Origin of the sequence: Streptomyces sp. NPDC017991, from assembly GCF_044328075.1 — a bacterium.
Lineage (GTDB): Bacteria > Actinomycetota > Actinomycetes > Streptomycetales > Streptomycetaceae > Streptomyces.
Window position 1 is genome coordinate 84,722 of sequence record NZ_JBIRGP010000012.1, and the last position, 20,632, is coordinate 105,353.

Consider the following 20,632-nt stretch of genomic DNA (forward strand, 5'->3'; position numbering starts at 1 on the left):
CCGCCGCTCGCGCGACCGGCGCACCTCACCGCGTCTGCCGCAGCGGCAGGCACAGGTGGAGTTCGTAACCGCCGTCGGCGGCGGGGCCGGCGATGACGGTGCCGCCCAGGAGCTCGGCTCTCTGGCGCAGTCCCGCCAGGCCGTGATGGGCGCCGGGCAGCAGCAGGGCGGGCCGGGTGGGCGCGGTGTTGGTGACGGCGGCCCGTACCGTCCCTCCGGTGAGCTGTATACGGATGGCGGCCCTTGCGCCGGGGGCGTGCTTGCGGACATTGGTGAGGGCCTCCTGCACGGTGCGGTAGACCGCGCGCTGGATGGTCGCGGGCAGGGCGTCCGGCAGGTCGGTGTGCAGCTCCGTCTCGATACCGCTGGTGTCGACCAGCCGCCGCAGATCGGCCAGGGACGGCTGCGGGGTCAGTTCCGTGGGGCGGCTGCCGCCCGCGCGCAGCACGCTCACCATGTGCCGCAGTTCTTCCAGGGTCTGCACGCTCAGCCGTCTGATGGTGGCCGCGGCCTCCCGCGCCATCGGCTCCTCGCTGCCCACCTGCAGCGCTCCCGCGCGGACCGCGATCAGACTGACCTGGTGGGAGACCACGTCGTGCATCTCCCGGGCCAGTTGCGCGCGTTCCTTGGCCAGCACGCTCTGGGCCAGCAGTTCGCGTCCGTGCTCGCGCGCCTGGGAGATCTCGGCCAGCCGCAGCGACAGTTCGCGGCGGGCCTGCACGAGTTGGCCGAGGAAGACCGGCGCCGCCGCGGTGGCCAGGCTGTAGGTGACATTGATCAGGTCGGACGGATCGGAGAAGTCGGCGAACGCCGGCGTGGGCCACATCCACCAGGTGTTGTCGCACGCGGCGAAGAGCAGTGCGCAGAACACCAGGAGCACCCGGCTGCGGCTCAGCGAGGCGAGGGCGTACAGCGCGGCGAGGGTGGCGAACACCGCGTCGCTGACCAGGGCCGCCGGCAGGGCGCACAGGAAGGCCGCCAGCGGAAGGTGGCGGCGCAGCGCCAGCGCGACCGCGGCCAGCAGTGCGACGGCCCTGCGCTGCGGTTCGTCGGCCTCGATGTGCACCCAGATGTCCAGCAGGGAGACGCCGATGAGGAGGACGTCCATCACGGGGGCCGGAACGCGCCGGTCCGCGACCCACTGCCGTGGGCGCGCGGGGGACTTCACCCTTCCGCCTGGGCGCTCGGTGGTTTGAGCAGGCCCGCGCGTTCGGCCAGCAGGGCGGCCTGGACCCTGCTGCCCACCCGCAGCTTGGACAGCAGGGCACTCACATGGTCCTTGACCGTGCCGGTGCTCAGGTGCAGCCGTGCGGCGATGGCGGCGTTGGGCAGCCCTTCCGCGATGAGGATCAGGACGGCCTTCTCACGGCCGGTCAGCTGTGTGACGCGGCGCAGGGCGGCCCGCTGGGGGCCGTTGGCGAGATAGCCGTCCACGACGGTACGGGTGACGGAGGAGGACAGCACGACCCCGCCCTGGGCCAGCGTGCGTACCAGCACGGGCAGTTGTACGGGATCGGTGTCCTTGAGCAGGAACCCGGACGCTCCCGAGCGCAGGGCGGCGGCCACGTACTCGTCCATGTCGAACGTCGTGAGCATCGCCACCACCGGGGTCACCGGCAGAAGCCGCAGCTGGGCCAGCACGCTCAGCCCGTCCACGTCCGGCATCCGGATGTCCAGCAGCACCACATCGGGCGTCAACCGCCGTACCGCCTCCACCGCTTGGCCGCCGACGACCGCGCCGACCACCTCGATGTCGTCGGCCGCGGAGAGGATGTGCTCGAAGCCAGTGCGGATCAACGCTTCGTCGTCGACCACCAGTACGCGAATCACGTGCGCCCCCATCGACGTCGACCGCCTGAGGATTCGTACCACGCGGGAGACCGCCCGGGGGTTCCCTCGGTGACGTTTCCCGCTGGGCGACGGATGGCTTCCAGCCGGTCGGCCGGATGATGTCGGCCACTTGCCGGATGGGCCCGGACCGGTGTGCGACGTCAGCCTGGAACCCATGACGCACGAAGCGACTTCAGCCTCCGCACCGGCCCCTTCGTCGCCGGTCCCGCGGCCGAGCCGGCCGGCCGACGTCCCCCTCATGTCCTCGGCCGGCCGGCTCATCGGTATCGATCTCGCCCGCGGCCTCGCGGTCTTCGGCATGTACGCCGCCCATGTGGGCCCCGAGCCGGCAGTGGGCGGGCCGGTGGGCTTCCTCGCCGAGCTGGCCCGCGGCCGGTCCTCCGCGCTGTTCGCGCTGCTCGCCGGGTTCTCCCTGGTCCTCATCACCGGTCGCCCGCGGCCGCGCACCGGCCGGGCCGGACGGCAGGCGGTGGGCCAGGTCGTGCTGCGCGCGCTGATCCTGATCGCCGCGGGCTACGCGCTCACCGCCCTGGACACCGAGGTCGACGTCATCCTCGCCTTCTACGGGCTGATCTTCCTGCTCGTCCTGCCGCTGTACCGGCTGCGCGCCCGCACCCTGGCGCTGCTCGCCGCCGCGAGCGCGCTGCTCATGCCCGTACTGCTGTACGTGATCCGACAGTCGATCCACCACGGCGACCGGGCCGACACGATCATCGCGGCGGATCCGCTGGCGCGCGTCAGCGACACCGACGGCCTGCTCGAACTGCTGTTCACCGGTGAGTACCCGGCGCTCACCTGGACGCCGTTCGTGATCGCGGGCATGGCGGTCGCCCGCCTCGACCTCGCCCGGGCCAGGACCCGCACCCGGCTCGCGCTGACCGGCGGCGGCCTGGCCGTGCTCGGCCACGGGGGCTCCTGGCTGGCCCTGCACCTCGTCCCGGGCGCCCTCACCGCGGTCGCCGCGGCCACGGACGGCGGCGGGGCGGCGTCGGCCTGGTGGTCGGACGGCGTGGGCGACGTCGACGACGACGCCCCGGCCGCCTGGCTGCTGGTGGGCGCACCGCACAGCCAGACCGCGTTCTCCGTCCTGGGCAACACCGGTGCCGCCCTGCTCGTGGTGGCCGCGTGCGTCACCGTCGCCGCCCGGATGCCGCTTCTGACACGACTGGTCCGGCCGGTCGCCGCCGTGGGCACGATCTCGCTGACCGCCTACGTCGCGCACATCCTCGCCATCCACGTGGTCGGCATGGAGGAGGATCCCGGCCCGGCCGTGGTCGCGCTGCTCGCCTTCGTCACCGCGGCCATGCTGCTGGCGACCGTCTGGACGCGGTATTTCCGCCGCGGTCCGCTGGAGTACGTGCTGCACGGCGCCACTCGCATCACGCGTCACATCAGGTAACACCCGTTACGGCCCGCCGGGTTCGGCCGGGCCGGGGGCGTGAGCGGGATGCGACAACCAAGGTGACGGCATCGAAGATCACTCGTTTGACCGTACTGACAGTTCTTCCTCGTCCCCCGAAAGAGCTAAGCGATCATGTTTGTGCGCTGGCAGACACCCTCGGACGGCGACCCGCGTGTGCTCGATGTGCGGCGCGCGGAAGCCGCACTCATGGAGCACTACGCGCGGTTGGTCCGGCTGGTCTACGTCACCCTCCCCCGCTCTCCCGGCCGCCACCGCCGGGTCCTGGCCGCCCACGGCCTCGTGCAGCGGGCGCTGCCCCACCGCGGGGCCGCCATACCGGGCCGGCGCCGCGCGGGCGACACCCGGAACCCGGACGAGTACGGGGCCCTGCGGACGTCCGTGCTGCGGGCGGCCATGGCCCAGGACGCGCGACCCGGTCCGCTTCCCCGCCGGTGGGGGCGGTGGGCGGGACGCCCCGCGCTCCCGGCGGTGTGGGGGCTGCGGGTCTTCCCCCAGTCCGGGGGCGCCGAGGAACTGCTGCTCGACCGTGCCCTCGCGCAGGCCGGCTGGCCTGTGCGGGCGGCCGTCGCACTGCTCGTCCTGGAGAAGCTGTCCGCCGACGACGCGGCTGCCGCCCTGCGGGACACCGGCGTGGCCGAGCCCGGAGAAGCCCTCCTGGCCGCCGGGCGGCTCATCGACGGGAGCGGCCCCCACACCTCGGGCACCGGCGGCGGCACGGGTGCGGCGGACGCGGCCACCGGACCTCGGCCGGCGTCGGTGGCCGACGGCTCCGGGACACCCGTGTCCGCCCTGCTCGCCCCGGAGTTCGACCCCTGTCTGCTGCACGCCCGGCCGACGGACCTGCTCCGGCGCAGACACCGGGTGCGCACGGCCGTGACCGTCGCCCTGCTGGCCGCGTGCGTCGGAGCCACCTCCCTCTCCCTCACGGGCGACAGCGGTGTCCCCGCCGAGAGCGGACCCCGGTGGACGGCTTCGAAGGCGGCGGACGCCGCGCTGCTGCGCCGTACGCCCGCCGGCGTCTGGGCGGACACCGCTCGGGTCGACTTCACGGCCTGGCCCGCCCGCGGCGCGCGGACCGGCGACCGGGCGCTGCTGGAGCGCGCCCTGCGGGCCTGGTCGGACCCGTCCTGGCGGGGGCGGCGGTCGCAGGAGGCGGGAGCGGCGTCCACCGGCACCGGCCGGGCGCCGCAGCTGCTGTTCGCCGACGACGTCGACGGACGCGCGGTCGTCGTCCTGCACGACGACCTGACCACCATGCGCTACAGCGAACCGCTGCACGGCGACGGCGCACGCGAGCTGGTGTCCGCCCTCACCGACGGCGCCGGCGTGACGACCGCCGCCGCGGTCGTCGTCTCCCGCACCCCCGCATCCGTACGGATGCTGCTGGCGCCGTGGATCGCCGAGGCGGGCACCCGCGATCTGCTGGCACCCGACACGCCGGCCCGGGACGTGTCCCTTTCCGGGCGCGGCGTCACCGAACCCCTGCCGGTGCCGTCGGCCGACGGCGACTGCCGTGCCTGGCCCGTCGTGCAACTGCGGTCCTCAGCACGCATCGTCGAGAAGCACGCGTTCCTGCTCACCGACCTCGGCGGCCTCTCGCCCGTCCATCTGACCTACATGCCGCCGCCGGAGCCGGGGGTGCGTCCGCGCCCGCCCCGGGAGGCCACCGGACCGGACGCACTGCGGGGCTGGGCACGCACCGCCTGCCGGCTGGACGGAATGCGCGGCCAGGGGGTGCGCGCGGTGAACCACTGGGTCTTCGCCCGGCAGGATCTGCCCGAGCACGCCGGACGGGCCACCTGGGTGTGCGCCCGCGCCGACACCTGGCGCGGCCCCGGGCGCGTGGAGTACCTCTTCCTCGGCCAGGGCACCGGGCCCGCCCGCTCCGCCGGTGTCCGCGAGAACACCGCCGAGTGCAGCCGGTTCGGCCAGGACGTGCTGGCCGACGTCGACTGGCGGGCCCCGTCCGGATCCTCGTACCTGCTGGCCGCCGGGAGCAGGTCCGTCGGCCGCATCGAGGCGTCGGGGCCGCTGCGTGCGAAGGCCGACGGGCGCTACCTCGCCGTCCGTGCCCCGAAGAACACCGACGCGGAGGTCGTCGGACAACTCCCCCGGCGCGCCGAGGTCCGGGCTCCCTGACGACGCGGTCACCCGCTCAGCGCTCGTTGCTCAGTTCGCTGTTGAGGGCGTGGAGGAAGTCGGCGATCGTCTCCAGCTGCTCGGGGGTGAACTTCTGCCGCGCGGCCTCCGTGCTGCGCGCCAGAGGGCGGAAGTACTCGCGGGCGAGCGCACGGGCGCCCGCGTTGTAGGTGAGGTGGACCACCCTGCGGTCGGTGCTCTCTCGCGTGCGGCTGATGTGGCCCGCGCGTTCGAGCCTGTCCAGACAGGCCGTGACGGCTCCGGAGGTGAGGTCGAGGCGCTCCCGCAGGCGCGAGGGCGTCATCGGCTCACCGTCGGTCGCCGAGGCGTCCAGGATCGCGGCCAGTGCGTGGACGTCCGTGGCATGCAGTTCGTTGGCCTGGGCAAACGAGTGGGCGATCCGGTTGAACTCGCTGTTCAGCGCACGCAGCAGGACGGCGTAGGCCTGGAGATCGCTGGCGGGGCCTTCATGGCTGTCCGAACTGTTGGGCTGCATGGCACAAGGATAATATCTCTCAACGCTTGAGATACTTTCTCATTGAGATACATTTGCCCTTGACCGCTGTCCGGTCCCTGTCCTGTGCCACGCCTGTTGGGAAAGCTCTTGAGAAAGTCAATGAACACCGTGCGGCGACCCGCCCGATGGCTGGTCCCCCTTGTCCTCGTCGTCGTCTGGCTCGGTCTCGGCGGAGCGTTCGGCTCGTACGCGGGCAAGCTCGGAGACGTGTCGACGAACGACCAGGCGGCCTTCCTGCCGCAGAACGCCGAGTCGACCAAGGTCATCGAGCAGCAGAAGGCCTTCGCCGAGCGGGAGACCCTGCCGGCCGTCCTCGTCTGGACCGCCGACGGCGGCGGTGAGGTCTCCACGGCCCAACAGGGCTCGGCGACCCGGGTCCTGGAGTCGCTCGCCGACGTGGAGGGTGTCGAGAGCCGGCCCTCACCGGCCCTGCGCTCACAGGACGGAGCGGCGCTGCAGGGCGTGGTTCCGCTGCGCCCGGATCTCGGGGAGCGGTTGGGCGAGGTGCTGGACGAGTTGGAGAAGGCCGCGGGTGACGTCCCCGGGGCACGCGTCCAGATCGCCGGACCCGCGGCCACCCAGGGGGACCTGAGCGAGGCCTTCGCGGGCATCGACGGGATTCTGCTGGGAGTGGCGCTGGCAGCCGTTCTGCTCATCCTGCTGCTGGTCTACCGCAGTGTTCTGCTGCCCTTCACGATCATCATCAGCGCCGTCTTCGCGCTCGGCATCGCCTGTGCCATCGTCTATGTGCTGGCCGACCACGACATCGTGCGCGTAGACGGTCAGGTGCAAGGCATCCTGTCCATCCTCGTGATCGGCGCGGCCACCGACTACGCCCTCCTGCTGACGGCGCGTTTCCGTGAGGAACTCGCGCGCAGCGACGACCGCTTCCAGGCCGCGTGGAAGGCGCTGCGCGACTCCTTCGGCGCGATCACCGCCAGCGCCGCGACCGTGGCCCTGGGGCTGCTCGCCCTGCTGCTCAGCGATCTGACCAACAACCGCGCGCTGGGGCCCGTCGGGGCGATCGGCATCGTGTGCGCCGTACTGACGACGCTGACGTTCCTGCCCGCGGTGCTCGCCCTCATGGGCAAGGTGGCCTTCTGGCCCGCGAAGCCCCGTTCGGCCGACGCGGAGACGGGCGGACACGGGATCTGGCGGCGCGTCGCCCACTGGGTGGACACACGCCCCCGGCGGCTGTGGATGGCCTCCGCCGCCCTGCTCGTGGCGGGTGCGGCGTTCTTCCCCGCGCTGCAGTCGAAGGGTGTGCCCCTGGACGAGCTGTTCGTCAACGACGCACCGTCCGTCGCGGCGCAGGAGACCCTGGGCAAGCACTTCCCCGGCGGCTCCGGCCAGCCGGTCGTGATCATCGCGGACGCGGACCGGCGTACGGAGGTCACACGCGCCGCCGCCTCGACGAAGGGGGTCGCCGAGGCGCGAGCGGTGTCCTCGTCGGGGCGGCCGGACGGGAAGCCGCTGGTCGTGGACGGCCGGGTGCGCATCGACGCCGTCCTGGACTCCGCGCCGGACACCGACTCGGCGAAGAACACGGTGCAGAAGCTGCGCGACCGGCTGCACACGGCCGACGCCGACGCTCTGGTGGGCGGCTACTCCGCGCAGCAGTACGACACCCAGCGCACCGCGGAGCACGACCGGACCCTGATCATCCCCGTCGTCCTGGCGATCATCCTGGCGATCCTCGTCGTCCTGCTGCGCTGCCTCCTGCTGCCCGTGATCCTGGTGGCCACCGTGGCGTTGAACTACCTCGCCACCCTCGGGATCGCGGGCCTGGTGTTCCGGCACGGCTTCGGCTTCTCCGGTACGGACGCCTCGGTGCCGCTGTACGGATTCGTGTTCCTCGTCGCGCTCGGCGTCGACTACAACATCTTCCTCATGTCACGCGTGCGGGAGGAGACGCTGCGGCTGGGCACACGGCAGGGCATGTTGCGCGGGCTGATCGCCACCGGCGGAGTGATCACTTCCGCGGGGGTGGTCCTGGCCGCCACCTTCGCGGCCCTGATCGTCATCCCGCTCGCGTTCCTCGCGCAGATCGCCTTCATCGTCGCCTTCGGCGTGCTGCTCGACACCATCGTGGTGCGCTCGCTGCTGGTGCCGGCCCTGGTACGGGACACCGGCCCGGCCGTCTGGTGGCCCGGCCGCCTCGCACGCCGACCGTAACGAGCGGACCGACCGTGACGAGCGGGGGCGACGCCCCACGGCGCAGCGGCGGACAGGGGCAACGAGAAAGGCAAGGAGTCGTGTGCTCCTTGCCTTTCTCAAGCTATAGCGCACCGGGGGGCTTGCCGCAAGACCCCGGTCGTGGCGCAGAATCACCGGCCGAAGCCGGAAACCACCGGACCGGCTTCGGAGTCTCTACGTCGCCGAGTTGAGGTTTTGATGATTGACGTGATCGTTGTGGGCGCGGGACCGACCGGCCTGATGCTGGCCGGCGAGTTGCGGCTGCACGGTGCGCACGTGGTGGTGCTGGAGAAGCTGATGGAGCCGACCGCGGAGACCCGGGGCCGTGGCCTGCACACGCGCAGCGTCGAGATGATGGATCAGCGCGGGCTGCTGGACCGCTTCCTCGCGGTCAGTGAGAAGTTCCAGGCCGGCGGGCTCTTCGGCGGCATCATGAAGCCATGGCCGGACCAACTGGACACGGCCCACCCGTACGGTCTCTCCACCCTGCAGCCGGTCACCGAGCGACTGCTCGAAGAGCGGGCCGTCGAACTCGGTGCCGAGATCCGGCGCGGCCGGGAAGTGGCCGGGCTGAGCCAGGACGAGGACGGGGTGGGCGTCGAGCTGACGGACGGTACGCGCCTTCGTTCGCGCCATCTCGTCGGGTGCGACGGCGGGCGCAGTGTGGTGCGCAAACTGCTCGGCGTCGGCTTCCCCGGCCAACCCGCCACGGTCGAGACGCTATTGGGCGACATGGAGATGACCGCGGACACGGCGTCGGTCGACGCCGTCGTCGCGGAGGTCCGCAAGACCCAGCTGCGCTTCGGCACCATCCCCAACGGGGACGGAACGTACCGCGTCATCGTGCCCGCCGACGGGGTGGCCGAGGAGCGGGCGACCGCGCCGACCCTCGACGAGTTCAAGCAGCGGCTGCGGGACGTCGCGGGCACCGACTTCGGTGTGCACTCGCCTCGCTGGCTGTCCCGGTTCGGTGACGCCACCCGGCAGGCGGAGCGCTACCGCGTCGGGCGGGTGCTGCTGGCGGGGGACGCGGCGCACATCCACCCGCCGACCGGCGGGCAGGGGCTCAACCTCGGTGTGCAGGACGCCTTCAACCTCGGCTGGAAGCTGGCCGCCGCAATCGACGGCTGGGCGCCGGAAGGGCTCCTGGACAGCTACCACGACGAACGGCACCCGGTGGGCGCACGCGTGATCGACAACACGCGTGCGCAGATCACGCTGCTGGGGACGGACGCGGGTGCGGTCGCGCTGCGGGAGCTGTTCTCGAAGCTGATGGACTTCGAGGAGGTGAACCGCTATGTGACCGAGATGATCACCGCGGTCGGGGTCCGCTACGACTTCGGCGAGGGCCACGACCTGCTCGGCCGCCGGATGCGGGACCTCGACCTGAAGCACGGGCGCCTCTACTCGCTGATGCACGAAGGACGCGGTCTGCTGCTCGACCGGACCGGCCGGCTCTCGGTGTCGGGCTGGACGGACCGCATCGACCACGTCGTCGACGGCAGCGGGCAACTGGACGTACCCGCCGTGCTGTTGCGGCCGGACGGCCATGTGGCATGGGCCGGCGAGGACCAGCGGGACCTGCTGGCTCACCTGCCCAAGTGGTTCGGGAGCGCGGCCGGTTGAGCGTCCTGCGCCAACTCCCCCTCCGCTTCAGGCCGTCCGGGTGCGCGAGCGGAGCATGCGGGCCAGTTCGTCCGAGCGTTCCAGGAGGGTGTTGCGCACCACCGGGACCGCCTCCCGGGACGCGTGCCGCACCTTTTCGACGTACGTGAGGTCGATGGCGTACGGCGGGAAGAGACGGCCCGCGTAGATCATCGCCGGGATCATGCCGCCTCGGTGCAGTCGCGGAACGAGGTCCAGGTAGTGCTCGGTGTAGGGCGCCAGGAGGGCGTCCTGGGCGGGGCGCCAGAACGCCGTCGCCACCTGGCCGACCGCGCTGAGCGGGACCGCGCGGTCCACCGCCAGCTGCTGCCAGACCTCCGCCTTCGCGGCGGGGTCGGGCAGCGCGGCCCGTACGGTGAGGGCGCGGACCCAGGCGTCGGGGTCCGGGTCGCGGGCCAGCAGGACGGCGGTCTCCGAGGCGACCTCTTCGCCCAGTTCCGCCGCCCGGGCCAGCGCGCGCCAGCGCAGGTCCACGTCGTCACCCGCCTCTCGGCGGAGCCGGGCCAGGTCGTCCGTGGTCGCGGCGGTGCGGGCCAGTCCGCGCAGGGCGACCCGGCGGCGGCCGGGGTCCGTGGCCAGGTGCCGGCAGGCGGTAGCCACCGCGGCCGTCAGGGCGGCGCGTTCGCCGGGCGGCGCCCACCGTTCGGCGATGTCCGCGGCGAGGGCCAGACAGGGCTCGATGACGGCGTCGGACGTCTCGGCGGTGAGCACCGCGGTGACGCACCGCCCGGCTTCCGCCGCGGTGGCCTCGCCGTTGACCAGCATGTCCCACACGGTCGCCGTGGCCACCCCGCGGGAGATGGCCGTGGGCAACAGCGCCGCCGCTTGGAAGAAGGCGTCCCTGGCGGTGGGGTCGGGCCGGGTGGTGGCGAAGGTCAGGTCCTCGTCGTTGATCAGCAGGACGTCGAGGTCCGTTCCGGGCGGCAGACCCGTGACCGGGGTGCGGGTCCGCGTCACCTCGACACGGACCAGCGCCCTGCGTTCCAGTGTCTCGCCGTTCCTCCCGTACGCGCCCACCGCGAGCACCTGCGGGCGGGGGTCGCCCGCGGCCACCAGCGTGACGTCGTCGCCGTCGCGTTCCAGGGTGAAGCGGTCGGTGCCCGCCGTCGCGAGCCAGGCCGTGCGCCAGGCGTCCAGGTCCCGGCCACCGGCCTCGGAGAGAGCGTCGATCAGATCCTGGAGCGTGGCGCTCCCCCACGCGTGGCGTGCGAAGTAGGCGCTCATGCCCGCCCGGAAGCGCTCTTCGCCCACGTACGTCATGAGCTGCTGGAGGACGGAGGCGCCCTTGGGGTAGGTGATGTTGTCGAAGATCGACGCGGCCTGCGCGACGTCGTGGATGGGCTGGTGGATCGGATGCGAGACCGGGCCCTGATCGGCGAGGTACGCCCTGAGCTTGTCGCCCGCCAGGTGTCCCGCCCACGCGTCGGTGAACCGGGTGGCACGCTCGGCGGCCCAGTGGCAGGCGAACTCCGCGAAGGCCTCGTTCAGCCACAGGTCGTCCCACCAGCGCATGGTGACGATGTTGCCGAACCACATGTGCGCCATCTCGTGCAGCAGCACCTTCGCGAACAGCTCCTGCTCGGCGGGCGTCGGCGCGGCCCGCCGCAGGAAGCCGTCCGACCAGGTCACACACCCGTAGTTCTCCATCGCCCCGCCGAACTCCGGCATGAACACCTGGTCGTACGTGCGCTGCGGGAACGGCATGCCGAAGGCCTCGCCGAAGAAGGCGAGCCCTTGGCGAGTGAGGGTGAAGACGTCGTCGGCGTCGCGGTCGAGGACCGGGGCGAGGGAGCGGCGCGTGTAGAGGCCCAGGTCGTACCCGTCGGCCTCGCGGCGGATCTCGTGGAAGGGGCCCGCGTTGATGACGGTGTTGTACACGGACAGGGGCGGGGTGTCCGGGAAGGTCCAGCGGCGGGCCGAGTCCAGCTCCTCGACGCACGGGCCGCCGGAGTTGCCGGTGACGGTCCAGCCGGACGGGGCCGTGACGGTGAAGGCGTGCGGGGCCTTGAGGTCCGGCTGGTCGAAGCACGCCCAGACGAACCGGGCCTCGTCCGGTTCGAAGCTCATCCACACATAGACCTCGTCGTCCGCGGGGTCGGTCGCCCTGTGCACGCCCTCGCCCGTGGCCGTGTCCGCCTGGACACTCTCCACGCGCAGCACGTTGTGCCCGGCCAGGGCGGGCAGGGGTATGCGGCCGTCTCCGCCGGGGGTGAGGGAGCGGCCGTTGAGTGTCGCGCCCACCACCCGTGCCGCGCAGTCCACGAAGGTCTCGGCGCCGGGCTCACGGCAGGTGAAGGTCACGGTGGAGACGCACCGCACCTCCGGCCCCTCGGGCAGAGCGGTGAGGTCGATGTCCACGTCGTACCGCTCCACCGTCAACAGCGCGGCGCGGCGCTCCGCCTCGGTACGGGTCAGGCTCCGGATCGCCATACGTCCTCCTCGTCGGACAACGGGCGTCAGCGTATGCCGGTCCGTGTCGGCCCGCCGGGCTGTTCGCCGGCGCTGACCAGTCCCGTCTCGTAGGCGACGATGACGGCCTGGACACGGTCGCGGAGCCGGAGTTTGGCGAGGATGCGGGCGACGTGCGTCTTGACGGTCGTCTCGGCCAGATGGAGGCGGGCGGCGAGTTCGGCGTTGCTCAGCCCTTGGGCCAGCAGGCCCAGAACCTCCAGTTCGCGCGGGGTGAGCGGGGCGAGGTCGCGGTGGAGGGCATCGGTGTCGCTGCCACGCCGGGTGAACCTCTGCACGAGGCGGCGGGTGATGGCGGGTGCCAGGAGGGCGTCGCCGGTACGGACCGTGCGGATGGCCGCGGTCAACTGCTCGGGGGTGACGTCCTTGAGGAGGAAGCCGCTGGCCCCCGCGGACAGCGCCGCGTAGACGTACCTGTCGAGGTCGAAGGTGGTCAGGATGATGACGCGCGGTGCGCCGGGGACACCAGGAGCACCAGGAGCACCAGGAGCACCGGGAGCACCGGTGAGGATGCGGCGGGTGGCCTCCAGGCCGTCCATCTCGGGCATCCGGACGTCCATCAGAACCACGTCGGGACGAGTGCGGCGGACCGCCTCGACCGCCTCCGCGCCGTTGACCGCCTCGCCGACGACGTCGATGCCGTCGGCGCCGAGGATCAACCGGAATCCCGTACGGACCAGGGTCTGGTCGTCGGCGAGGACCACCCGCAGCGGCTCGGTCACGGTGTCCACGGTGTCTCCAAGGGGACTGTCTCCAGGGGGATCAGGGCCTCCACACGGTAGCCACCGGTCAGGCGGTGGCCGGTTTCCAGGGTTCCGTCGTGGACGGCGAGGCGCTCGCGGAGGCCTATCAGACCCCGGCCGCTTCCGGTGGCCGCGCCCGTGCCCGACTGTCCACCGGTGTCGGTGACTTCGACCCGGAGCCGCCGCGGTCCGTAATCGACCGTGACGGCGGCGGTGGCGCCGGACGCGTGCTTCACGGTGTTGGTCAGGGCCTCCTGGATCACGCGGTAGGCGGCGAGTTCGAGGCCGGGCGGGAGGGGGCGGGGTGGTCCTGTCACGGTCAGGTCGACGGGCAGTCCGGTGTCCCGGACCCGTCCGACCAGGTGGTCCAGCTGGTCCAGGCCGGGTTGCGGGGCCAGCTCCGCCGCCACCGCACCGGCCGGATCCGCGCCTTCCCCCCTCCCCCTGTCCCCACCGTCGCCCTCGCCGTCACTCTCGTCCTCGCCTTCGGCGGCCATGGTGAGCAACCCCATGACATGGCGCAGTTCGGTCATGGCGGCCCGCCCGCCGGCCTCGACGGCGAGCAGCGCCTCGCCGGCCTGCTCGGGCGAGGTCTTCATGATCTTGCGGGCGGCGCCCGCCTGGATGATCATCACGCTGACGTTGTGCGTGACGACGTCGTGCAGTTCGCGGGCGATCCTGGCCCGCTCGTGCTCGACCGCCCGGCGCAGTGCCCGGGTCTGTTCGCGTTCCAGGGCGGAGAGCCGGGTGCGGCCCTCGTCGGTCCGGAGCTTCCAGCTCCGCAGGCCGACGGCGGCCACGGCCATGGGCACCAGGATCAGCAGCGCGATGTACTCGTTGGGGACGATCGGGGTCACCGAGTTCCCCGAGGTGCCGACCAGGACGACCGACACCGGCAGCGCCGCCAGGGTCGCCACCCGGTACGGGCTGTACACGGCGGCGCTGTAGACGGCGATGACGTACGCGTAGAAGGTCAGCCGCAGAACGCTCTGCGGTGTCGACAGGGTCGCGGCCGTCACGACGCACAGCACGGCGAGCGGGTAGCGGCGGCGCAGTGCCAGGGCACCTGAGGCGACGGCCGCGAGGGTCACCATGAAGGCCAGACCGGCGGGGCCGGACGGACGCGGTATGACGCGCTCCACGCCGGGTGCGATCTCGCGGATCACGACGTTGTTCGCGTTGTCGATGCCGTAGTAGACGGTGGTGATGCCGAGTACCAGGGCCACCAGCACATCGAACTGCCAGGCCCGCCGGGTGGGCAGCAGCCGGGGACCGCTCGGCAGCCCGGCGTCGCGGACCGCCCGGCGGACAGCTTTCCGCAGCCGCGCCGGGGTCGTACGCGCGTCTCCCACCGGTTCTGCGTCTCTCACCGGTTCTGCGTCCGTCACCCGTTCATTGTCGCCGTCACGCGATCCCACGGAGTCCGTCCTGATGGTCATTCTCACCGCACCGGATACATCGCCCGCCTACATCGCAGGGATGACGTTCCGGGCGGTCGTCCCAGCGCGGTACCGCAAGGGGGTCGGGCGGGCGATGTGTACGGGCCGGGGCCGCTCCTAACGTTCACGCGGCCGACTCCCCCGACGCAAGGAGCATCTAGTGACCGTGCCCGTGATCGAACTGCGGGAGGTGAGCCGCCGCTACGACGACGGCCCGCCCGCTCTGGACGAGGTGTCACTGACCGTGCGGCCCGGCGAGGCCGTCGCGATCCTCGGCCCTTCCGGCAGCGGCAAGTCCACGCTGCTCAACCTGATCGCGGGCCTGGACCGGCCCGACACGGGCACCGTCACCGTGGACGGGGTACGGGTGGACGGGCTGAGCGAAGCCGGATCGGCGCTCTACCGGCGGTCGAAGATCGGCATGGTCTTCCAGTTCTTCAACCTGCTCGACGATCTGACCGTCACCGACAATGTCGCTCTGCCCGGACGCCTCGCGGGTATGGCACGCGGCGAGGCGGACCACCGGACGGCGGAACTCCTGGAACTGCTGGGCATCGACCGGCACGCCCGCGCCCACCCGGGGCGGCTGTCCGGCGGCGAACGGCAACGCGTCGCGGTGGCGCGGGCGTTGCTGAACCGGCCGGCGCTGCTCCTGGCCGACGAGCCGACCGGGGCCCTGGACACGGCAGCCGGACAGGACGTCAGCAGGCTGCTCGGCGACCTCAACGCCGAGGGCCAGACGCTCGTCGTGGTCACTCACGACCTGGCCCTGGCCCGGTCCTGCACGAACCGCACCGTCCGGATCGCCGACGGCCGGATCATCGATGACGTCCGGTCACGGGGTGGGACGTCGGATGCCGTCGCCTCGCGGGCCGGCACGGCGGGTGCCGCCACCTCGCGGGCCGCCGCCGCGGAAACGGCGGCTTCGGAGACCACCGTTCCGGGGACCGTCGCTTCGGAGACCACCGCTTCGGAGGTTTCCCGATGAGCGCGCTCGGCAGGGTGGTGCGCTCGGGGGTGCGACGGCGCCGCGTGCAGACACTGGTGATCGGGCTCGCCACGATGATGGCGGTGACCGTCTCCGTCCTCGGCGGATCGCTGCTCGTGGTGTCCGGCGCCCCCTTCGACGACGCCTTCGCCGGCGCGCATCTGTCCGTGCGGTTCGACGCGGGCAGGGTGAGCGCCGGGCAGGTGTCGAGGTCCGAGGAGGCCGAAGGAGTGAGCCGTGCGGCCGGCCCGTTCCGTACGGCGACGGTCACCCCGCGGTCGGACGGAGCCGGCCCCGGCGGGCCGCTGACCGTGGCCGGCCGGGGCGATCCCGGCGGGGGCGTGGACGAGGTGGCGCTGCTCGACGGGCGGTGGCCCACACGCTCCGGCGAGATCGCGCTGTCCGCGGACTCCCCGCTCTTCCCGACCATGGGCATGAAGATCTCCTTCCCCGACCTGCCCGGCGGTCCGGAACTGACGGTGGTCGGCGTCGCCCGCTCGGTCACACGGACCGCCGACGCCTGGGTGGTCCCGTCCCAGATGCCGGCGCTCACGGCACCCGGCAGCGGCGGCTACCAGATGCTCTACCGCTTCACCGACGCGCGCACCCCCGCGCAGATCACCGCGGGCAGCAGGGCCGTGACCCGGTCCCTGCCGTCCGGAGCGACCCTCGGCACACAGTCCTGGCTCGACGTCAAGGAGACCGCCGAGCGCGAGATCGCCGTCTACGTCCCGTTCCTGATGGCGTTCGGAGCCCTGGGTCTGGTCATGTCGGTGTTCGTCGTCGGCAACATCGTCGCGTCGGCCGTCGGTACGGGAACGCGCCGCATCGGCATCCTCAAGGCCGTCGGTTGCACCCCGGCCCAGGTCGTGCGGGCGTACGTGGGTCAGGCGCTGATCCCGGCCGCGGTCGGCACGGCCCTCGGTGTCGTCGTCGGCCATCTGCTCGCCGTCCCCGTCATGGCCGAGACCGAGGAGGTCTACGGCACGTCGTCCCTGGCCGTCGCCCCCTGGGTCGACCTGGCGGTGATCGCCGGGGTGCCCGGCCTGGTGGCGGCGACCGCGTGGGCGAGTGCCTGGCGGGCCGGCCGGCTGCGTACGGTCGACGCGCTCGCCACAGGCCGTACCGCTTCGGCGGGGCGCGGCCGGTGGGCGGTCCGCCTCGCCGGACGGCTGCCGTTGCCGCGGCCGGTCGCCCTGGGCCTGGCGCGGCCCTTCGCCCGGCCCGTCCGCGCGCTGGCCATGGGCACGGCGATCCTGTTCGGCACGGTCGCCGTCACGTTCACCGTGGGGATGGGTGCCTCGCTCGGCCAGGTGATGAAGGCGAAGGCCCATGACGTCGCCGACGTGGTCGTGCCCGCGCCGCTGCCGGACTTCGGCCCTCAGGGCCCGCCAGGCGGTGCTCGAAGCCCGCAAGGTTCCCGGAGCCCCCAGGGCTCCGGCGCCGGGAAGCGGCCCGAGGCCGATCCCGCCGCGGTCACCACGGCCATCGAGGCCGCCGCCGGAACCGGGAAGTACTACAGCGCCGCGACGGTACGGGCGGCCGTGTCCGGTGCGACCGGCACCGTCGACGTGATCGCCTTCACCGGCGACGCGTCCTGGGGTGGCTACACGATGGTCTCGGGCCGCTGGATCGACGGCCCGGGTGAGGCCGTGGTCCCGACCCCCTTCCTGGCCGCCACCGGCGCCGGTGTCGGCGACACCGTCACCCTGGACGGGCCGGCCGCGCCCGTCACGGTCCGGATCGTCGGTGAGGTCCTCGACCCCCGCAACGACGGCATGCAGGTTTTCACCGACGTCGCGACTCTCACCGCCGCACATCCCGACCTGACGGAGACGAGCCATCACATCGCGGTCACGTCGGGCACCGATGTGGCCGGCTATGTCGAGGCGCTGAACAAGGACCTGGCACCGCTGGGCGTCACCGCGCGGGCCGGCGGGCTCGACGCCGGCGGCGACATGGTCGTCACGCTCAACGCGCTGTCCGCGGTCCTCACGCTGATGCTGGTCGCCGTCGCCGCGCTCGGCGTGCTCAACGGCGTCCTGCTCGACACCCGCGAGCGCGTCCGGGAGATCGGTGTCCACAAGGCACTCGGCATGACGCCCCGGCAGACGGTCGCGATGGTCCTCACCTCGGTCGTCGTGACCGGACTGGTCGCGGGCGCGCTGGGCGTGCCGCTCGGCGTGGCCCTGCACGGCTGGGTCCTCCCCGCGATGGGCGACAGCGTGGGGCTCCGCCTCCCCGGTTCCGTCATCGGCGTCTACCACGGGACCGAGCTGCTCCCCCTCGTACTGGGCGGCCTGCTCATCGCCGTCCTGGGTGCGCTCCTGCCGGCCGGCTGGGCCGCCAGGGCCCGAACGGCCACGGCTCTGCGCACCGAATAACGTATGAGGCGGTCCAGCGTCCCGTCACCGCTTCGGCGGCGGCCACCCGGCAGCGTACTGACGAGCGCCCACGAGCCGGGTACGGCCGGGGGCCGGTCCGCTCCGCGCGGATCGCAGCTCCTCGATCGGCGGGGATCGCCTCCGGTCTGCGAGGATGTTTCGTATGGATGTGCGGCACAGGAATCATGTGACGGTGTCCGGGCGGCCCGGTGGGCCCGTGGTGATGCTGGCGCACGGATTCGGGTGCGACCAGAACATGTGGCGTCTGGTGGTCCCGGCACTGGAGCGCGACTTCACCGTCGTGCTCTTCGATCACGTGGGCGCGGGGAACTCGGATCTGTCGGCATGGAGCCCGGAACGGTACTCGACGCTCGACGGCTACGTGGAGGACGTGCTGGAGCTGTGCCGGGAGCTGGCGCTCGGCCCCGTGACGTTCGTAGGGCATTCCGTGAGCGCGATGATGGGTGTGGTGGCCGCCGCCCGGGAGCCCGAGGCGTTCGCCGGGCTGGTGCTGCTGGCGCCCTCGCCGTGTTTCATCGACGACCCCGGGACCGGCTACCGGGGCGGGTTCGACGCCGAGGACATCGATGAACTCCTGGGATCGCTGGACGCGAACTATCTCGGCTGGTCGGGCGCCATGGCCCCGGTGATCATGGGCAATCCCGAGCGGCCGGAACTGGGTGAGGAGCTGACCAACAGCTTCTGCCGCACCGATCCCGACATCGCCCGGGTCTTCGCCCGCGTGACGTTCCTATCCGACAACCGCGAGGACCTCGCCCTGGTGAAGGTCCCCACGCTGGTGGCCCAGTGCTCCAGCGACGCGATCGCTCCCCGGGAGGTGGGCGAGTTCGTGCACGCCCGGATTCCGGGAAGCCGCCTGGTGACGCTCGACGCCACCGGACACTGCCCGCAGCTCGCCGCCCCGGAGGAGACCACGGCGGCGATCACCTCGTTCGTGGAAGCACTCGCCTGATGGGCACCTCCGGCGACGAGGAGGACGGGGCGGCCGAGACAGCCGAGGCGGGCGGGACGGTGGGTGGCTGGGGCGAGGGCGACCACGGCTCCGCCGACGATCAGGCGCAGTTCTCCGCTCTGCTGGAGGACAGCGCCGAGGATCTGTACGAGCACGCGCCCTGCGGTTATCTGTCCACCCTGCTGGACGGCAGGATCGCGAAGGTCAACACCACGTTGCTGAACTGGCTGGGCTGTGAGCGGGACGACCTGCTGGGCCGCAGACACTTCTCCGACCTGCTGACCGTCGGCGGACGGCTCTACCACGAGACCCACTTCGCCCCGCTGCTGAGGATGCAGGGCGAGGTCAGCGGCATCGCCCTGGAGCTCAAGGCCGCCGACGGCTCCCGCCTGCCGGTCCTGGTCACCTCGACGGTGCGGACGGGCAGGGACGGGCAGCCGCTGCTGATCCGCACCACCCTCTTCGACGCGCGCGACCGCCGCGCCTACGAGACGGAGCTGCTGCGCGCCCGCAAGGAGGCCGAGCGGGAACGCGAACGGCTCCAGCGCCTGGCCGCCACCCTGCAGAAGACACTGCTGCCGCCGACCCTGGCCGATGTGCCCGGCCTGAACGTCTCCGCGTACTACCACATCGCCTCGGCCGACGAGGTCGGCGGCGACTTCTACGACCTGTTCCCGCTGGCCGAGGGCGCCTGGGGACTGTTCCTCGGCGATGTGTGCGGCAAGGGGGCCGCCGCGGCGGCCGTCACCTCGCTGGCCCGCTACACCCTGCGGGCCGCGGCCGTGTACGACCCCGACCCCGTCGCCGTCCTCGCCAACCTCAACACGGTCCTCAACCACGAGTACAACGGTGCCGACCCCCGCTTCTGCACCGTCGTCTTCGGTCTGCTGACCCCGGACCCGGACCGGGGCGGCTTCCACATCACCCTGGCCAGTGGCGGGCATCCGCCCGCCCTGCTGATGCGCGCCGACGGGACCACCGGATATCTGCCCACCCCGGGCGGACAGCTCATCGGTGTCCTGGCCGACGCCCACATCGCCACCACCGCCGTCCGGCTGACCCCCGGCGACACCCTGCTGCTGCACACCGACGGGCTCACCGAGGCCCATGTCAACGCCGTCGACAGCGAGGACCGCTACGGCGACGACGCCCTTCTCGATTTCGCCCGCGCGCTGGCTCCCACCACCGCCTCGGACACCGTCGACGCGATCCGCGACCTGCTCGACACCTTCGGCAGTGGCGTGGACGACGACACCGCCGTCCTGGCCATCCATGTGCCCCGACCTCCCAGTGAAGAGCTCCAGTGACCCAGCGCCTGACCCTCCGCACCCGCACCGCTCCCGCCGGAGCGGTCATCGAGCTCGCCGGGGACCTGGACCACCACAGCGCCCCCGAGGTACGCGCCGCGCTGCCCGGACTCGACCTGCGTCCGGGCCGGCAGCTCGTCCTCGACCTCGGAGGCGTCACCTTCTGCGACTCCAGCGGTATCACCGCGCTCATCGCCGCCCGCAATCACGCCCTGGCGGCCGGTGCGGGCATCGCCCTGGCCGCCGTCCCCGAGCCCGTCAGCCGGATCTTCCGCATCGTCGGCCTGGACCAGGTCTTTTCCGTCCACCCGACGGTCCTGGCCGCCGAAACCGCCTGGCGGCCCACCGCGACCTGACCTGCCTTGCCCGGCCGACGGAGGGCAGGGGAGCCCGGATGCCGAACTGCGCCGCGGGCAGCGCCGGCGCGCTCCGGGTCTGCGCCGCGGGGAGGTCGCGGAGTCGTGCGCCATGTCCGCCGACTGCTTCGCGCGGCCGGAACGCGACCATCTGTTCCTGCTCGCCGTGCTGGGCACCGATA

At 72.4% G+C, this 20,632-nt stretch carries 15 protein-coding genes; 9 read left to right on the top strand and 6 right to left on the bottom strand.

The annotated features are described in order from the left end of the window. Positions 1-25: 25 nt before the first annotated feature. Complete coding sequence (locus ACH4DZ_RS31210; protein WP_398291101.1) at positions 26-1,108, bottom strand: sensor histidine kinase; 1,083 nt, start codon at positions 1,106-1,108, stop codon at positions 26-28. A gap of 56 nt (positions 1,109-1,164) precedes the next feature. After that, on the bottom strand, positions 1,165-1,830 hold the full coding sequence (locus ACH4DZ_RS31215) for a response regulator (RefSeq protein WP_398290754.1): 666 nt from the start codon (positions 1,828-1,830) through the stop codon (positions 1,165-1,167). 175 nt (positions 1,831-2,005) lie between these two features. Here ACH4DZ_RS31215 and ACH4DZ_RS31220 point away from each other — a divergent pair, with 175 nt between their 5' ends. Continuing rightward, positions 2,006-3,250 carry a DUF418 domain-containing protein gene (locus ACH4DZ_RS31220; protein WP_398290755.1) on the top strand — a complete coding sequence of 415 codons (1,245 nt, stop codon included), beginning with the start codon at positions 2,006-2,008 and terminating at the stop codon, positions 3,248-3,250. 135 nt (positions 3,251-3,385) lie between these two features. After that, a complete protein-coding gene (locus tag ACH4DZ_RS31225; protein WP_398290756.1) occupies positions 3,386-5,413 on the top strand; it encodes a hypothetical protein in 2,028 nt (675 codons plus the stop codon). A 16-nt stretch (positions 5,414-5,429) separates the two neighbouring features. Here the strand turns inward: ACH4DZ_RS31225 and ACH4DZ_RS31230 are convergent, their stop codons facing one another. Then, the gene (locus ACH4DZ_RS31230) at positions 5,430-5,909 is read right to left on the bottom strand and encodes a MarR family winged helix-turn-helix transcriptional regulator (RefSeq protein ID WP_398290757.1); all 480 of its coding nucleotides are present in this window, start codon (positions 5,907-5,909) and stop codon (positions 5,430-5,432) included. A 120-nt stretch (positions 5,910-6,029) separates the two neighbouring features. Between ACH4DZ_RS31230 and ACH4DZ_RS31235 the strand changes: the two genes are divergently transcribed. Both ACH4DZ_RS31235 and rox read left to right on the top strand, forming a co-directional pair. Next, positions 6,030-8,105 carry an MMPL family transporter gene (locus ACH4DZ_RS31235; RefSeq protein WP_398290758.1) on the top strand — a complete coding sequence of 692 codons (2,076 nt, stop codon included), beginning with the start codon at positions 6,030-6,032 and terminating at the stop codon, positions 8,103-8,105. A gap of 219 nt (positions 8,106-8,324) precedes the next feature. Further along, on the top strand, positions 8,325-9,752 hold the full coding sequence (gene rox, locus ACH4DZ_RS31240) for a rifampin monooxygenase (RefSeq protein WP_398290759.1): 1,428 nt from the start codon (positions 8,325-8,327) through the stop codon (positions 9,750-9,752). A 27-nt stretch (positions 9,753-9,779) separates the two neighbouring features. Here the strand turns inward: rox and pepN are convergent, their stop codons facing one another. From pepN to ACH4DZ_RS31255, 3 genes are read right to left on the bottom strand one after another with little or no spacing between them, the layout of a single operon-like run. Beyond that, positions 9,780-12,221, bottom strand: a complete 2,442-nt coding sequence (pepN, locus tag ACH4DZ_RS31245; protein ID WP_398290760.1) for an aminopeptidase N — start codon at positions 12,219-12,221, stop codon at positions 9,780-9,782. 26 nt (positions 12,222-12,247) lie between these two features. Continuing rightward, positions 12,248-12,982: a response regulator gene (locus tag ACH4DZ_RS31250; RefSeq protein ID WP_398291103.1), complete on the bottom strand. Its 735-nt coding sequence runs from the start codon at positions 12,980-12,982 to the stop codon at positions 12,248-12,250. Continuing rightward, complete coding sequence (locus ACH4DZ_RS31255; RefSeq protein WP_398291105.1) at positions 12,979-14,325, bottom strand: sensor histidine kinase; 1,347 nt, start codon at positions 14,323-14,325, stop codon at positions 12,979-12,981. Before ACH4DZ_RS31255 ends, ACH4DZ_RS31250 begins: the two co-directional genes overlap by 4 nt. Positions 14,326-14,602: 277 nt before the next feature. Between ACH4DZ_RS31255 and ACH4DZ_RS31260 the strand changes: the two genes are divergently transcribed. The 5 genes from ACH4DZ_RS31260 (at position 14,603) to ACH4DZ_RS31280 (ending at position 20,450) form a co-directional block, all read left to right on the top strand. Continuing rightward, positions 14,603-15,430 (top strand): ABC transporter ATP-binding protein, encoded by an 828-nt coding sequence (locus ACH4DZ_RS31260; RefSeq protein ID WP_398290761.1) that lies wholly within the window; start codon positions 14,603-14,605, stop codon positions 15,428-15,430. Continuing rightward, positions 15,427-17,814: an ABC transporter permease gene (locus ACH4DZ_RS31265; RefSeq protein WP_398290762.1), complete on the top strand. Its 2,388-nt coding sequence runs from the start codon at positions 15,427-15,429 to the stop codon at positions 17,812-17,814. Before ACH4DZ_RS31260 ends, ACH4DZ_RS31265 begins: the two co-directional genes overlap by 4 nt. Positions 17,815-17,977: 163 nt before the next feature. Beyond that, complete coding sequence (locus ACH4DZ_RS31270) at positions 17,978-18,787, top strand: alpha/beta fold hydrolase (RefSeq protein WP_398290763.1); 810 nt, start codon at positions 17,978-17,980, stop codon at positions 18,785-18,787. Next, entirely contained in the window at positions 18,787-20,094 is a 1,308-nt protein-coding gene (locus ACH4DZ_RS31275) for a SpoIIE family protein phosphatase (protein ID WP_398290764.1), read from the top strand. Before ACH4DZ_RS31270 ends, ACH4DZ_RS31275 begins: the two co-directional genes overlap by 1 nt. Then, positions 20,091-20,450 carry an STAS domain-containing protein gene (locus ACH4DZ_RS31280; protein WP_398290765.1) on the top strand — a complete coding sequence of 120 codons (360 nt, stop codon included), beginning with the start codon at positions 20,091-20,093 and terminating at the stop codon, positions 20,448-20,450. The genes ACH4DZ_RS31275 and ACH4DZ_RS31280 overlap by 4 nt, the downstream gene beginning before the upstream one ends. The last annotated feature ends 182 nt before the right edge of the window (positions 20,451-20,632 follow it).